At 71.4% G+C, this 13,242-nt stretch carries 13 protein-coding genes and 1 pseudogene; 8 read left to right on the top strand and 6 right to left on the bottom strand.

Features of this window, described 5'->3' with window-relative positions; genetic code table 11:
- Positions 1–40 precede the first annotated feature (40 nt).
- The 3 genes from ACZ5VQ_RS31065 to ACZ5VQ_RS31055 are packed head-to-tail and all read left to right on the top strand — an operon-like array spanning position 41 to position 2,730.
- Positions 41–1,126 carry a type III polyketide synthase gene (locus ACZ5VQ_RS31065; RefSeq protein ID WP_469107795.1) on the top strand — a complete coding sequence of 362 codons (1,086 nt, stop codon included), beginning with the start codon at positions 41–43 and terminating at the stop codon, positions 1,124–1,126.
- A 54-nt stretch (positions 1,127–1,180) separates the two neighbouring features.
- Positions 1,181–1,720 carry an isoprenylcysteine carboxyl methyltransferase family protein gene (locus tag ACZ5VQ_RS31060; RefSeq protein ID WP_469107794.1) on the top strand — a complete coding sequence of 180 codons (540 nt, stop codon included), beginning with the start codon at positions 1,181–1,183 and terminating at the stop codon, positions 1,718–1,720.
- On the top strand, positions 1,717–2,730 hold the full coding sequence (locus ACZ5VQ_RS31055; RefSeq protein WP_469107793.1) for an NAD(P)/FAD-dependent oxidoreductase: 1,014 nt from the start codon (positions 1,717–1,719) through the stop codon (positions 2,728–2,730). The genes ACZ5VQ_RS31060 and ACZ5VQ_RS31055 overlap by 4 nt, the downstream gene beginning before the upstream one ends.
- 24 nt (positions 2,731–2,754) lie before the next feature.
- Here ACZ5VQ_RS31055 and ACZ5VQ_RS31050 read toward each other — a convergent pair whose 3' ends face one another.
- From ACZ5VQ_RS31050 to ACZ5VQ_RS31040, 3 genes are read right to left on the bottom strand one after another with little or no spacing between them, the layout of a single operon-like run.
- On the bottom strand, positions 2,755–3,969 hold the full coding sequence (locus tag ACZ5VQ_RS31050; RefSeq protein WP_469107792.1) for an MFS transporter: 1,215 nt from the start codon (positions 3,967–3,969) through the stop codon (positions 2,755–2,757).
- 7 nt (positions 3,970–3,976) lie between these two features.
- Positions 3,977–4,444, bottom strand: coding sequence for an ArsI/CadI family heavy metal resistance metalloenzyme (locus ACZ5VQ_RS31045; RefSeq protein WP_469107791.1), 468 nt, complete (start codon positions 4,442–4,444; stop codon positions 3,977–3,979).
- 37 nt (positions 4,445–4,481) lie between these two features.
- A complete protein-coding gene (locus ACZ5VQ_RS31040) occupies positions 4,482–5,852 on the bottom strand; it encodes an NAD(P)-binding domain-containing protein (RefSeq protein WP_469107790.1) in 1,371 nt (456 codons plus the stop codon).
- Positions 5,853–6,074: 222 nt separating this feature from the next.
- Between ACZ5VQ_RS31040 and ACZ5VQ_RS31035 the strand changes: the two genes are divergently transcribed.
- Positions 6,075–7,058, top strand: coding sequence for a BtrH N-terminal domain-containing protein (locus ACZ5VQ_RS31035; protein WP_469107789.1), 984 nt, complete (start codon positions 6,075–6,077; stop codon positions 7,056–7,058).
- 163 nt (positions 7,059–7,221) lie between these two features.
- Positions 7,222–7,590, top strand: a complete 369-nt coding sequence (locus ACZ5VQ_RS31030; RefSeq protein WP_469107788.1) for an ArsR/SmtB family transcription factor — start codon at positions 7,222–7,224, stop codon at positions 7,588–7,590.
- A 54-nt stretch (positions 7,591–7,644) separates the two neighbouring features.
- Here the strand turns inward: ACZ5VQ_RS31030 and ACZ5VQ_RS31025 are convergent, their stop codons facing one another.
- The 3 genes from ACZ5VQ_RS31025 to ACZ5VQ_RS31015 all read right to left on the bottom strand — a co-directional run bounded on the left by ACZ5VQ_RS31025 (position 7,645) and on the right by ACZ5VQ_RS31015 (position 10,373).
- Complete coding sequence (locus ACZ5VQ_RS31025; RefSeq protein WP_469107787.1) at positions 7,645–8,964, bottom strand: phytase; 1,320 nt, start codon at positions 8,962–8,964, stop codon at positions 7,645–7,647.
- Between the two features lie 279 nt (positions 8,965–9,243).
- The gene (locus ACZ5VQ_RS31020) at positions 9,244–9,990 is read right to left on the bottom strand and encodes an aquaporin (protein WP_469108014.1); all 747 of its coding nucleotides are present in this window, start codon (positions 9,988–9,990) and stop codon (positions 9,244–9,246) included.
- Between the two features lie 74 nt (positions 9,991–10,064).
- A complete protein-coding gene (locus tag ACZ5VQ_RS31015) occupies positions 10,065–10,373 on the bottom strand; it encodes an ArsR/SmtB family transcription factor (RefSeq protein ID WP_362069358.1) in 309 nt (102 codons plus the stop codon).
- 154 nt (positions 10,374–10,527) lie between these two features.
- On the opposite strand from ACZ5VQ_RS31015, the gene ACZ5VQ_RS31010 reads away from it, so the two are divergent.
- The 3 genes and pseudogenes from ACZ5VQ_RS31010 to ACZ5VQ_RS31000 all read left to right on the top strand — a co-directional run bounded on the left by ACZ5VQ_RS31010 (position 10,528) and on the right by ACZ5VQ_RS31000 (position 13,189).
- Positions 10,528–10,947 carry an arsenate reductase ArsC gene (locus ACZ5VQ_RS31010; protein WP_469107786.1) on the top strand — a complete coding sequence of 140 codons (420 nt, stop codon included), beginning with the start codon at positions 10,528–10,530 and terminating at the stop codon, positions 10,945–10,947.
- A pseudogene (locus tag ACZ5VQ_RS31005) lies at positions 10,944–11,279 on the top strand (thioredoxin-disulfide reductase); the annotation flags it as partial. The gene ACZ5VQ_RS31010 and the pseudogene ACZ5VQ_RS31005, both read left to right, overlap by 4 nt.
- A gap of 146 nt (positions 11,280–11,425) precedes the next feature.
- Positions 11,426–13,189 (top strand): hydroxysqualene dehydroxylase, encoded by a 1,764-nt coding sequence (locus tag ACZ5VQ_RS31000; RefSeq protein ID WP_469107785.1) that lies wholly within the window; start codon positions 11,426–11,428, stop codon positions 13,187–13,189.
- Positions 13,190–13,242 lie beyond the last annotated feature (53 nt).

The following is a 13,242-nucleotide window of genomic DNA, read 5'->3' as shown; positions in this document are numbered from 1 at the left end:
GATGGCAACTCACCAGAGCCGGGAACCGGACGGGAGCCATATGACGCGGATCGCCGCCGTTCACGGTGCCCTCGCACCGCACCGTCGCACCCAGTCCGAGATCACCGACATGGTGGCCCGCACCTGCCTGCCCGAGGGCACCGACCGCCGGGTCCTGGACCGGCTGCACCACAGTGCGAAGGTCCGTTCGCGCCACATGACGCTGCCGCTCGAACGCTACGGGGAACTGGACGGATTCGGCGCCGCCAACGACGTCTTCATCACCGCCGCCACCGACCTGGGCGCCAGGGCCGTCCGGGACGCACTGGACCTGGCCGGTCTGTCCGCAGCCGACGTGGACCTGCTGATCTTCACGTCCGTCACCGGCATCGCGACCCCCTCGATCGACGCACGGCTGGCCGGCCGCCTCGGACTGCGGCCGGACGTCAAACGGCTGCCCCTGTTCGGCCTGGGCTGTGCCGGCGGCGCCGCCGGCCTGGCCCGTATGCACGACTACCTGCTCGGCCGGCCCGACCACGTCGCGGTGCTGCTGTCGGTCGAGCTGTGCTCGCTCACCTTCCAGCGCAACGACGCCTCCATGGCCAACCTGGTCGCCACCGGGCTGTTCGGCGACGGCGCCGCCGCGGTCGTCGCCTGCGGCGCGAACCGCCGGGGCATCCCGGTCCGTCAGGGCCATCGGGACGAGCGCGCCGGCCCGACGATCGTGGACACCCGCAGCCACCTGTATCCGGACACCGGGCGCGTCATGGGCTGGGACATCAAGGACTCCGGCTTCCGGGTCGTCCTCGACCCGCAGGTCCCAGATGTGGTGCGCCGCTACCTCGCCGATGACGTCGAGGGGTTCCTCGGCGACCACGGGATCAAACGGAAGGACGTGACCGCCTGGGTGTGCCACCCGGGAGGCCCCAAGGTCCTTGAGGCCGTCACCGAGGCCCTCGACCTGCCGGAGGAGGCGCTCGATGTGACGTGGCGTCACCTGGCCGACGTGGGCAACCTGTCCTCGTCGTCGGTGCTCCACGTACTGCGCGACACCCTGGCCGAACGCCGCCCGCCGCCGGGCACGCCGGGTGTACTGCTGGCGATGGGGCCCGGCTTCGCCAGTGAACTCGTCCTGCTGCGCTGGTAGTTCGCCCCGGAGAAAGACACGAAGTACGCGAAGGACACGAAGGACGGTGGACACATGATCTGGTACGGACTGCTCGTGGCGGCCGTCGCCGGCGAGCGCGTCGCCGAACTCGTCGTCGCCCGCCGCAACGAGCGGTGGAGCACCGCCCGCGGCGCGACCGTGACCGGGCAGGGCCACTACCCCGCGATGGTCGCCCTCCACACCGGCCTGCTGATCGCCTGCCCGGCCGAGGTGTGGCTGGCCGACCGCCCCTTCGTACCCGCCCTGGCCTGGCCGATGCTGGCCGTGCTGGCGGCCTCCCAGGCGCTGCGGTGGTGGTGCATCCACACCCTGGGACCCCGCTGGAACACCCGGGTGATCGTCGTACCCGGCCTGCCACTGGTGACCGGCGGCCCCTACCGCCGGCGGTGGCTGCGACACCCGAACTACGTGGCCGTCGTCGCCGAGGGCCTGGCCCTGCCACTCGTCCACACCGCGTGGGTCACCGCAGCCGCGTTCACGGTGCTCAACGCCGCTCTGCTCACCGTGCGCATCCGCTGCGAGAACCGGGCGCTCGCCGCCGCGACCACCTCGACCACGCCCGCTCCGGCGTGATCGACGTACTGGTGGCCGGCGGCGGACCGGCCGGTCTGGCCGCCGCCATCCACGCCGCGCTCGCCGGCCTGGAGGCCGTCGTCGTCGAACCCCGGACCTCGCCCGTGGACAAGGCCTGCGGAGAAGGTGTCATGCCAGGCGGAGTCGCCGCGCTGCGAGCGCTGGGCGTCGAAGCCAGTGGGCGCGAACTGCGCGGCATCCGCTACGTGGACGGCACCGCCCGCGCCGAAGCTCCCTTCCGCGGCCGCGGCGGGCTGGGCATCCGCCGTACGACGCTGCACTCCGCACTGCACCAGCGCGCCCTCGACCTCGGCGTGCGCATGGTGCCGGGCAAGGTCGGCGCGGTACACCAGAGCACGGACACGGTCACCGCCGCCGGGACCACGGCCCGTTGGCTGATCGCAGCCGACGGCCTGCACTCCCCGGTGCGCCGCGGCCTGGGGCTGGACCTGCCGAACCGCCCCCACGGCCGCTACGGACTGCGCCGGCACTACCGCGTCGAACCGTGGACGGACTTCGTGGAGGTCCACTGGTCCCGGCACGGTGAGGCCTATGTGACACCGGTCGGCGACGACCTGGTGGGCGTCGCGGTCCTCAGCCGCAGCCGTCGCGGGTACGACGAGCATCTGGCCGCCTTCCCCGCCCTCGCCGCGTCGCTGCGCGGAACGACCGCGACGGAGGTACGCGGCGCCGGACCGCTGCGGCAGCGGGTGCGGCGCAGAAGAGCCGGCCGGGTCCTGCTCGTCGGCGACGCCGCGGGCTACCTGGACGCCCTCACCGGCGAGGGCATCGCCCTCGCGCTGGCGACGGCCGGGGCCGCCGTCCGCTGCCTGGCCGCCGGGCGACCGGATGCGTACGAGCGCGCCTGGACCCGGCTGACCCGGCGTCACCGACTGCTGACCGGAGCCTTGCTGGCCGCGAGCGGCCGACCCGGCACCGCCCGCCTCATCGTCCCCGCAGCTTCCCGGATGCCTCCGGTGTTCTCGGCCGCGGTCCACGCATTGCAGTAACGGCAGGCCGGGAACGAGGTGGGATCAGCGACGCGATCGCGTGCCGAGCGCAAGGAGGGCAGCGGTTCCCGACACGGCGGCGAGCAGGGCGAACAGGTGGGGGTATCCGCCGAGGGGCCCGGCGAGGGCGGCTCCGGCGAACGGGGCGAGCGCGCCCGCGATGGTGGCCGGGGCCGCGAGCAGTGCGGAAAGGGTGCCGTAGTGCGTCACGCCCCAGCGGTCGGTGACGGCGGTGGCCTGGAGCAGGGTGAGGTTGCCGCGGACCATTCCCGCGAGGAGGGACAGCAGCACCAGTAGGGAGAAGGGGCCGGGAACTGCGGCGAGGGCCGCGGTGGTGGCCCCGCCCGCGGCGATCAGCGTGACCGTCCGCGTGGTGACGCCCGTACGGCGGGCGAGCGTCGCGTAGAGGGTTCGGCCGAGCGTCTGGCCCGCGCCGCCGAGGCCGAGGGCCCAGGCGGCCGCGGTCGGGCCGGCGCCGCGCTCGGTCAGCAGTGGGACCAGGGCGATGACGACGGCGTACATCGCGAAACCGTTGAGAGTGAATGCGGCGGCGAGCATCAGGAAGGGGCGGCTGCGGGTAACCGACCTGTTGCCGTCCATCTGTTGGGTGGGATGCGGAGGTGCCGGCGGTGGCCATGGGGCGCGCAACGCGAACGCGTGGGCCGGGAGTGTGACGGCCGCGAGGATCAGGGCAAGGACTGCGTATGTGCTGCGCCAGCTGAGGTGTTCGGCCAGGACGGCTGTCAGCGGGGCGAATGCGGTGGAGGCCAGGCCGCCCGCGAGTGTGACGATCGTGAGAGCGCGGACTCTGTCCTCTCCCCACCAGCGGGTGAGTGCGGCGAAGGCGGGTTGGTAGAAGGTTGCCGCCATCGCGACTCCTGCGGCCAGCCAAGCGGTGCTGAAGAGCGCGAGGTTGGGTGCGTATGCGATGGCCAGTATCGCGGCGACACCGAGCAGCGAGCCGGCGGTCATCACGGCGCGCGGCCCTCGGCGGTCGAGGATGCGGCCGAGGGGTATGCCGGCGAGTGCGGAGACGACCAGGGCGCCCGAGAAGGCCCCGGTCGTGGCGGTGGTGGACCAGCCTGTGTCGGCGGTGATGCGGGCGTTGAGCACCGGGAAGGCGTAGTAGATGATGCCCCAGCTGGTGATCTGCGTGGCGCACAGGGCCGGCAGGGCCGCGCGAGGCCGCGACCGGTCCCCCGTTCCGGTCGCGGCCCGGCTGGTGTGAAGGTCGCTCATCGGGCTGTCAGCAACAGCCGCCGCCCGCGGTGACGGGCTCCGGCCCGCCGGTGTCGGCGGCCGCCGGGTCGGTGCAGCAGGTGCTGCCCTGCCGCTTGGCGAGGGTGTCGGCGTCGGACTTGACGACGTACACCTCCCAGGGTTCCCGGCCGGGGCCGTGGACCCACACCTTGTCCTGCAGGGCGTAGCAGCAGGTGGTGTCGTTCTCCACGTCGGTGTGCAGGCCTTCGTCCCTCAGCCGGGTGGTGGCGGCGTGGACGGCGTCGGTGGTCCCGACCTCGACGCCCAGGTGGTCAAGGCGGGTTGCCTCGTCCGGGGTGCCTTCGACGAGCACGAGTTTGAGCGGCGGCTCGGCGATGGCGAAGTTGGCGTAACCGTCGCGGAGTTTGGCCGGTTCGGTGCCGAAGAGCTTGCTGTAGAAGGCGATGGACGCGGTGAGGTCGGGGACGCGGAGGGCGAGCTGTACGCGGGACATGGCGAGCCTCCTGATGGGTGAGCGGTGGGGTGGCCGGTCAGCAGCCTCCGCCGGTCGGGGCCGGGGCGCCGGTCCCGATCTGAAGGGCCGTGGGGGCCGCGCAGCATCCGCCGCCTTCGCCGCTCTGCGCGGCGTCGGGGTCGTCGAACAGGCCCGCACCACCGCAGACTCCGGTCTCGGGCAGGGTCAGCTCGACGCGCTCGGCGGCTTCCTGGTCACCGGCGAGTGAGGCGGCGATGGAGCGGACCTGCTCGTAGCCGGTCATCGCGAGGAAGGTCGGGGCGCGGCCGTAGGACTTCATGCCCACCAGGTAGATGTCCTTCTCCGGGTGGGAGAGCTCGTTCACACCGTGCGGGTAGACGGTGCCGCAGGAGTGGACGTTCGGGTCGATGAGCGGGGCAAGCGCGGTCGGGGCCTGGAGGCGTTCGTCGAGGCCGAGGCGGATCTCGGAGAGGAAGGACAGGTCGGGGCGGAAGCCGGTGAGGACGATGATCTCGTCGACCGGGTCCAGGCGGCGGCCGTCTTCGGCGACGAGCACCGGGCGTCCGTCGGCGCTGCGCTCGACAGCCTCGGTACGGAAGCCGGTCGCGGCGGTTGCGTGGCCGGCCTCGACGGCGGCCTTGGCGCGCAGGCCCAGGGCCCCGCGGGCGGGAAGCTCGTCGGCCTCGCCGCCCCCGTACGTGCCGGCACCGATGCCGCGGCGCAGGATCCACACCGCGTGCGTGCCGTCCTCGTCCTTCGCCAGGTCGGCGAGCAGGGCGAGGGCGGTGAAGGCGGAGGCTCCGGAGCCGATCACCGCGGTGCGCCGGCCCGCGTAGCGGGCGCGGACCACCGGGTCCGTCAGGTCGGGCACCCGGTAGGAGACGCGCTCGGCGGCGGTCCTCTCGCCGAGGGCGGGCAGACCGTCCGCGCCGATGGGGCCGGGTACGGACCAGGTGCCGGAGGCGTCGATGACGGCCCGGGCGGTGATCCGCTCCTCGCGGCCGTCGGCGTGCGTGAGGTGCAGGGTGAAGGGCTGCTCGTCGCGGCCGGAGTCGACGATCCGGTCACGGCCCGCGCGGGCCACTCCGGTCACGGTCGCGCCGAATCGGACCCTGGTGCCGAGGACATCGGCCAGCGGCTGGAGGTACTGCCCGGCCCAGTCACCGCCCGTGGGGTACGTGGTTCCGTCGGGGCGGACCCAGCCCGTGGGGGCCAGCAGCTTCTCGGCAGCGGGGTCGACGAGCTCGGCCCAGGTGGAGAACAGGCGCACATGTGACCAGTCGCGCACGGCGGTGGCCGCGGACGGGCCGGCTTCCAGGACCAGCGGTTCGATGCCGCGCTCGACGAGGTGGGCGGCGGCGGCCAAGCCGATGGGGCCTGCTCCGATCACCACGACGGGCAACTGGTCGGCGGTGGGCGCGTTCACGGGATTCCCCTTTGATTCGACATCCGTCGATCTCTTGCACGGCCAGCATGGCACCTGTTTCGACAAGCGTCAACATAGACGCTTGTCGAATCTGGAGGGTTCTGAATGAGGAACACATCGATGCAGCGGCGATCGGAACGAGGAGTCCGGGCGGACGACGGGGGCTCCACTCGCACCCTGGAGGGTGGCGGCCGGCTGCCGACGCCTTGGAGGATGAGCGGCATGACCATGGTGAAGGACATCGACGTCCGCGGCATGCAGCATTGCGAGACGACGACGCTGGGCGTGCTGCTGCGGCATGAGGGACTCGACCTGTCCGAACCCATGCTGTTCGGGCTCGGCTCCGGGCTGTCCTTCATCTACTGGGACAGCAAAGACATGGGCTTTCCCTTCCTGGGAGGCCGGGTCAAGCCGTTCGAGCTCACCAGGAACCTGGCCGCCGCACTCGGGCTTGAGCTGATGGTCGGGGAGACCACCTCCCCGCGCAAGGCATGGCACAACGTGACGGCACCCATCGACGCCGGTCGGCCGGTCGGCCTTCAACTCGACAGCTACCACCTGGACTACTTCAGCACCAAGGTGCACTTCGGCGGGCATGTCGTGGCCATGTACGGCTACGACGAACAGGACGCCTACCTGGTGGACACCGCGCCGCAGGGCGGAGCCGTCTCGACCAGCCTCGCGGGCCTGGCCAGGGCCAGGGCCGAGCGCGGCCCCATGACCGCCAGGCACCGCTCCTTCACCCTCACTGTGCCCAGCAGTCCGACGTCACCGCGGGACCGGATCATCCCCGCGATAAGGACCTGCGCCGACGCCTTCCTGCACCCGCCCATCGCGAACCTGGGCCACCGGGGCATCGAGAAGACCGCCAAGCAGGTGCCGAAGTGGCTGCAGCGCAGCGCCAATCCGCGGGAGGACCTGCCACGGGCCGCCGTCCTCATGGAGCGGGCCGGTACCGGCGGTGCCCTGTTCCGTAATCTCTACCGGGACTTCCTCGCGGAGTGCGCCCAGCTGATCGACAGCAGCCACCTGCGCACCGGCCACAGCCTGTACACCGAGGCCGCCACGCTCTGGACGCAGGTGGCCACGCTCGTCGCGACAGCGGGCGAATCCGGCGACGCGAGGACCCTCACGCAGGCCGGCTCCATCCTCTACGACCTCTCACGCGTCGAACGCGATGCGATGCAGGCGCTCAGCATGGTCTAGGGGCCTGTCCGGCGGGTCATGTGCGGAGCCGGAGCCGGACCGAGGCAACGGTGACGGCGCCATGAAAGACGCGGGCCGACCGCCCCTACCGCCGCGGGCGTGCCGGTTGGCCCGCTGATTCTTCCTCCTGGCTCACTAGTTCGACATGTGTCAACATAGACGTATGTCGAATGTCGAGGTGCTGCAGCTGCTGGAACCCGAGGGTGCCGACGCCGTGGCGCCCTGCTGCCCGCCGCTGGCCGAACGTCCCTTCACCGCCGAAGAGGCGGAAAGGACGGCGCGGATGTTCAAGGCGCTCGGCGATCCGGTTCGTCTGCGCCTCTTCTCCCTGGTCGCCTCGCACGAGGGCGGAGAGGCATGTGTGTGCGACATCTCCGACGTGGGTGTCTCGCAGCCGACCGTCTCCCACCACTTGAAGAAGCTCAGGGAGGCCGGGCTGCTCACCTCCGAGCGGCGCGGCACGTGGGTCTACTACCGCGTCGAGCCGTCGGTCGTGGCCGCACTCGGCGGGCTCCTCAGCCCCAAGAACTGAGCCGCCCGCACGGCCGCCGAAGAGTCATGCCCCGGCGGCCGTACGCGCGGGCGATCACATGTCGGCCGCGTCCACCACAGCGCCGAGGTTGACGAACTTGAAGCCGGTCGCCGTGCGCGTGCCGCCCTCACCGTCCGGCACCGCCGGCGTCTCCTGGCCGTCCTGGACGACGAGCAGACCGCGCGGATAGCGGGCTCCCAGCGGGGCGTTGAGCACGGCGGCTCCGTCGCACTCCTCGACACCGTCGAGCGTCGACGTGGCGGCCTGGATCCGGAAGCCGCCCTCGTACTCGTTGTCCTCGCTCACCTCGCGGTCGTACAGGGCGAAGGTGTTGTCGCCCTGGCTGGAGGCGAGCAGGTAGCCGTCGCCGTCCTTCTCCTGGAACATGGTCAGACCCTCGACGTCGGCCGACAGCCGCTTGCCGCCGTAGCCGGGGTCGGCGCCCGGTGTGCACTCCTCGGTGCCCTCGTCGTAGGTGCCGGGGACGCCGTACTCCTTCACCTTGTCCACCAGGACCGGCTTGCCGGTGAGGTCGGCGCGCAGCCGCCAGATGCCGATGTCCTCCTGTCCGGCATAGAGCGTGCCGGTCGCCGGGTCGACGACCATGCCCTCGACCTGCGGAAGTTCGCCGGGCTCCGCGCAGGGACTCCACGTCGTGCCGTCCGGCAGACGGAACGAGGACGGCAGGTCGAGGGTGCGCACCTTGCGGTAGCCGACGGTGCCACCCGCGCCCGGCAGAAGTTCGAGAAGGGCGAGGCGGGTCCGCTCTCGCCGGCTCACGAGGGCGTACGTACGGCCGGTGCCTTTGTCCGTCCAGGTGGCCAGGCCGTATGCGGTCCGCTGGTCGTTGATCTCGGCCTGGTCGGCGGAGAACACCGGGGTGGCGGCCGGGTCGGTGATGTCGGTCAGCGGGCCGCCCGGCTTCGACGGGTCGATGCGGTAGATCCGCAGCCGGTCGTTGCCCCGGTCGCTCACCACCGCCACGTCGGCCCGGCCGGCCGAGGTGCGCAGGCCGGTGACGAGGTCGACGTTGTTGTAGCGGCCCGGGGCGTCGTCCGGCCCCGGCGGGAGCGGAGCGGGCAGCGACTGCACCAGGCGCGCGTCCAGGTCGTAGACCCGCAGACCGCCCTCCTTGGCGGTGGCGACGACGAGACTCCGCGCGGGGTCGGCGGCGTTGCGCCAGATCGCCGGGTCGTCGGCGTCGGAGTTGCCGCCCGCCTCGTCGTCAAAGAGCGCGGTGGTCTCACTGGTGGCGGTCACGACAGGCAGACCGGGCGCGCCTGCCCCTGCGGGGGCTGCTCCGAGCAGAGTGACGAGTGCGATGCCCGAGGCGAGGGCTGCGGCTCTTCGCTTGGTGCGGTGCGTCGTTGTCACAGGTGCTTCCTCAGCTGTCGGCGGTGGTTGGTGCAGTCATGGCCATGCTCATGGTCCGAGTAACAGCTTGCGTACAGAGATCCGTGAACTGTCCATGCCATCACGGGAATTACCCCGACAGGTCGGTTGGAGTTCGCCCGAGAGTCACCCGGCCGACCGAAGCCACGATGGCCGACACCTTGGCCGTACTGAAGTCGTTTGCCGTCGCCGCCCAGGTGAGTGACGCCATCGGCACTCCGTCCTGGCGGACCGGGAGGCAGGGCAGGCGGGGCGCCCGTGTCAGTCGGCGGGCTGTTCGGCGGCGGCTCGGCCGGGCATGAAGATCAGCGCGACCAGTGCCAGACCGATCGCGGCGCCGACGAGTTGCATCCCGATGAAGGCCGCGAGCGAGCCGGGGGCGATTCCCGCGAAGGAGTCGGTGAAGGCACGGCCGATGGTCACCGCCGGGTTGGCGAAGGAGGTGGAGGAGGTGAACCAGTAGGCGGCGCCGATGTAGGAGGCGACCGCGGCGGGGGCGAAGCGCAGCCGGTCGGTGCGGGCGAGGCCGAAGATCAGCAGGATCAGACCGGCGGTGGCGACGACCTCGCCGAGCAGCAGGTGACCGGCCGAGCGGTCGTGCGTGGACCACGTCACCGGCGGCTCGTCGAACATCGCGTTGGCGAGTACGGCTCCCGCGACCGCGCCGACGATCTGGGCGGGGACGTACACGGCGACCTCCCGGGCGGTGACGCCCGCGCCGCCCCGCCGGGCGGTCCACCACTCGGCCAGCGTCACCGCCGGGTTGAAGTGCGCACCCGACACCGGTCCGAGCAGCACGATCAGCACCCCGAGCCCGAAGACCGTGGCCAGCGAGTTGGCCAGCAGCTGCACGCCCACGTCACGGGTCAGCTCGGTGGCCTGGATGCCGGAGCCCACCACGACCGCCACCAGGGCGGCAGTGCCGACCAGTTCGGCGGCCGCCTTGGCGGTCAGCGGCGTACGGGGCGGGGTGGCACCCGGTACGGGCCGCGGTTCGCCGACGGCCATGACGGACTCAGCGGCGGACTCGTGGGTGGCGGTCAACAGTCACTCCTTGGAACGGCCGCGGCGAGCGACGGGGATCAGGGGCAGGACCGCTTGTTGTCGGCGGCGGTACGGGCGGACTCGGCGAGGTCGGCGAACTGGCCGGCGAGCCGGGCGATGACGTCGGGGCAGAGCTTGTAGTAGGTGAACCGTCCGCACGGCTCCGTCTCCACCACCCCGGCCTCTCGCAGCACTCTCAGGTGGTTGGAGAGGTTGGTCTGCTTCGCGCCGGTCTCCTCGATCAGGTGGGTGGTGCAGAGCGTCTCCCGGGCGAGCAGGGTGACGATCCGGAGGCGGAGCGGGTCGGCCAGAACCCGCATCAGATCAGTGTCGACCGACGTCAGCATGGACTGATACTCTCACATCAGTCGAGGCTGATACCAGCCCGGACTGATTCCTGGGACCCGCATCTCCAGAACCTGTGGAGGCCCACACCCCGAAGGGGATTGCTGCGACCGCCTCCCCACCGCCCGCCCTGCCCGACCGACGAAGGAAGAACCGATGTCCTCGACTCCGCTCGCCTCCGTGCTGTTCGTCTGCGTCCACAACGCGGGGCGATCGCAGATGGCCGCCGGATTCCTCACCCACCTCGCGGGCGACCGGATCGAGGTCCGTTCCGCCGGCTCGATCCCGGGCGACCAGGTCAACCCGGCCGCGGTCGAGGCCATGAAGGAGGTCGGCGTCGACATCTCCGGCCAGCAGCCGAAGATCCTCACCACCGAGGCCGTCCGGGCGTCCGACTACGTCATCACCATGGGCTGCGGCGACGCCTGCCCGGTCTTCCCCGGCAAGCACTATCTCGACTGGGCCCTGGAGGACCCGGCGGGCAAGGGAGTCGAGTCCGTGCGGCCCATCCGGGACGAGATCCGGACCCGTATCGAGGCCCTGATCGCCGAGGTCGACGCGAAGCGCGAGGCGTGAACACGGCGACCGCGACAGACGGCATACGCGAGGTCCTCGTCATCGGCTGCGGCCCCGCCGGATACACCGCGGCCTCCGCACCGCCCGCGCCGAACCCAAGCCGCTCGTCCTCGTCGGCGCCGTCCTCGTCGGCGGCGCACTGACCACGACCACCGAGGTCGAGAACTGCCCCGGTTTTCCCGAGGGTGTCGACGGCCCGGTCCTCATGGAGAACATGCGAGCCAAGGCCGTGATCGTGGCCACCGGGTCGGGCCACCAGGTCGGGCCACCGCAAGCTCAATCCGCCCAAGGAGGACGAACTGTCCGGCCGGGGCGCGTCCTGGCACGCGACGAGGAATGCCGTCGCCGCACACCCTCGGCGCCGCCGACCTGATGCGGCATCAAGCCAAAGTGGCCCAGGCTTCGTCGGTCGCCTTCCGGGATCGGTGCGTCGCTCGTATCCTCGTGCGCCAGCGGTTACCGATGGTAAGGGGGAGCGATGGGCGGCACCACGCGCAGAGGGTTCCTGGGCACGGCAGCGGCCGCGGGCGGCGGGGTCGCTCTGGCGGCTCCCCAGCGGGCCGCGGCCCAGAACGAGGCCGCCCCGCAGACCGTGGCCGTACTGGGCGGGGGCGTCGCCGGGCTCACGGCCGCACACGAACTCGCCGAACGCGGCTTCCGGGTGACGGTCTACGAGCGCAAGGCGCTGGGCGGCAAGGCCCGCAGCATGGACGTACCGGACAGCGCCACGGGCGGCCGCGAACCCCTGCCCGGGGAGCACGGCTTCCGCTTCATCCCCGGCATCTACCACAACCTGCCCGACACCATGCGACGCATCCCCTTCCCCGGCAACCCGAACGGCGTCCACGACAACCTCGTCGCCCCCAAGGAGATGCTGTTCGCCCGCTCGGGCGGTCGCGAGGACATCCGGATCCCACTCCCCTGGCCCGGCAACACCCCCGCCGAACTCACCCCGGACGAGATCCGCCGCGCCCTCACCTCGATCCTGGACACCGCCTTCAACCTCCCCCTCCACGAGGCCCTCTACTTCGCCAACCGCTTCCTCGTCTTCCTCACCAGCTGCGACGAACGCCGAGACGACGTCTGGGAGCAGATGCCGTGGTGGGAGTTCGTACGGGCCGGCCGGATGTCGTACGACTACCAGCGGATCCTCGCCATCGGCATCACCCGCAACATCGTGGCCACCAAGGCGGAGGAGGCGAGTACCCGTACGGTCGCCACCCTGCTGGAGGCCTTCGCCTTCAACATCCTCGGGCGCGGCGCGGACGGACCGCTGGACCGGATCCTCAACGCGCCCACCAACGAGGCCTGGATCGACCCCTGGGTGACGTATCTGAAGTCGCTCGGGGTCGAGTTCCACGTCGGCTGGACCGTACGGGACCTGACCCTGGACGCGGGCCGGATCGCCGGGGCCGTCATGGAGGATCCGGGCGGTGCCCGCCGGACCGTCACCGCCGACCACTACATCTCGGCCATGCCGGTCGAGCACGCCCGGCGCACCTGGAACTCCGCCGTACGCGCCGCCGATCCCCAACTCGCCGAATGCGACCGGCTGGAGACGGACTGGATGACCGGTATCCAGTTCTATCTGACCGAACGTACGCCGATCCTGCACGGCCATCTCGACCTCATCGACTCCCCCTGGTCGCTCACCGCGATCGCCCAGGCCCAGCACTGGCCGGGCCATGACTTCCCCAAGGACTTCGGCGACGGCACGGTCGCGGACTGTCTGTCCGTGGACGTCTCCGAGTGGGACCGGCCGGGCATCCTGTACGGCAAGACCGCCAAGCAGTGCACCCGCGCCGAAGTCGCCCGCGAGGTGTGGGCGCAGTTGAAGGCGTCGCTCAACGACACCGGCCGTACGGTCCTCAAGGACTCCGTGCTGCACTCCTGGTTCCTCGACCCGGCCGTGGACGGACTCGGCACCCCGAACCCGGTCAACGAGGAGCAGTTGCTCATCCATCCGACGGGGACCTTCCACCACCGTCCGCAGTCGGCCACGAAGATCCCCAACCTCTTCCTGTCAGGCGACTACGTGGCCGTGCCCATCGATCTGGCCACCATGGAAGGCGCCAACACCTCGGCCCGGCAGGCCGTCAACGCCCTGCTGGACAGGGTCGGTTCGGCCGCCGAACGATGCACCGTCACCCCGCTGTACCGGGCACCGGAACTGGAGGCACTCAAACGCCACGACCGCACCCGCCACCTCCTGCGACTGCCGAACCTCTTCGACGTCGGCTGACGGCACGTGCCGTACCCGGCCGTCCGACGGCCGGACACCGCGTCCACACGTGC

The organism is Streptomyces sp. NPDC033178, assembly GCF_055577685.1.
This window is presented reverse-complemented; position numbering and strand designations above follow the sequence as displayed.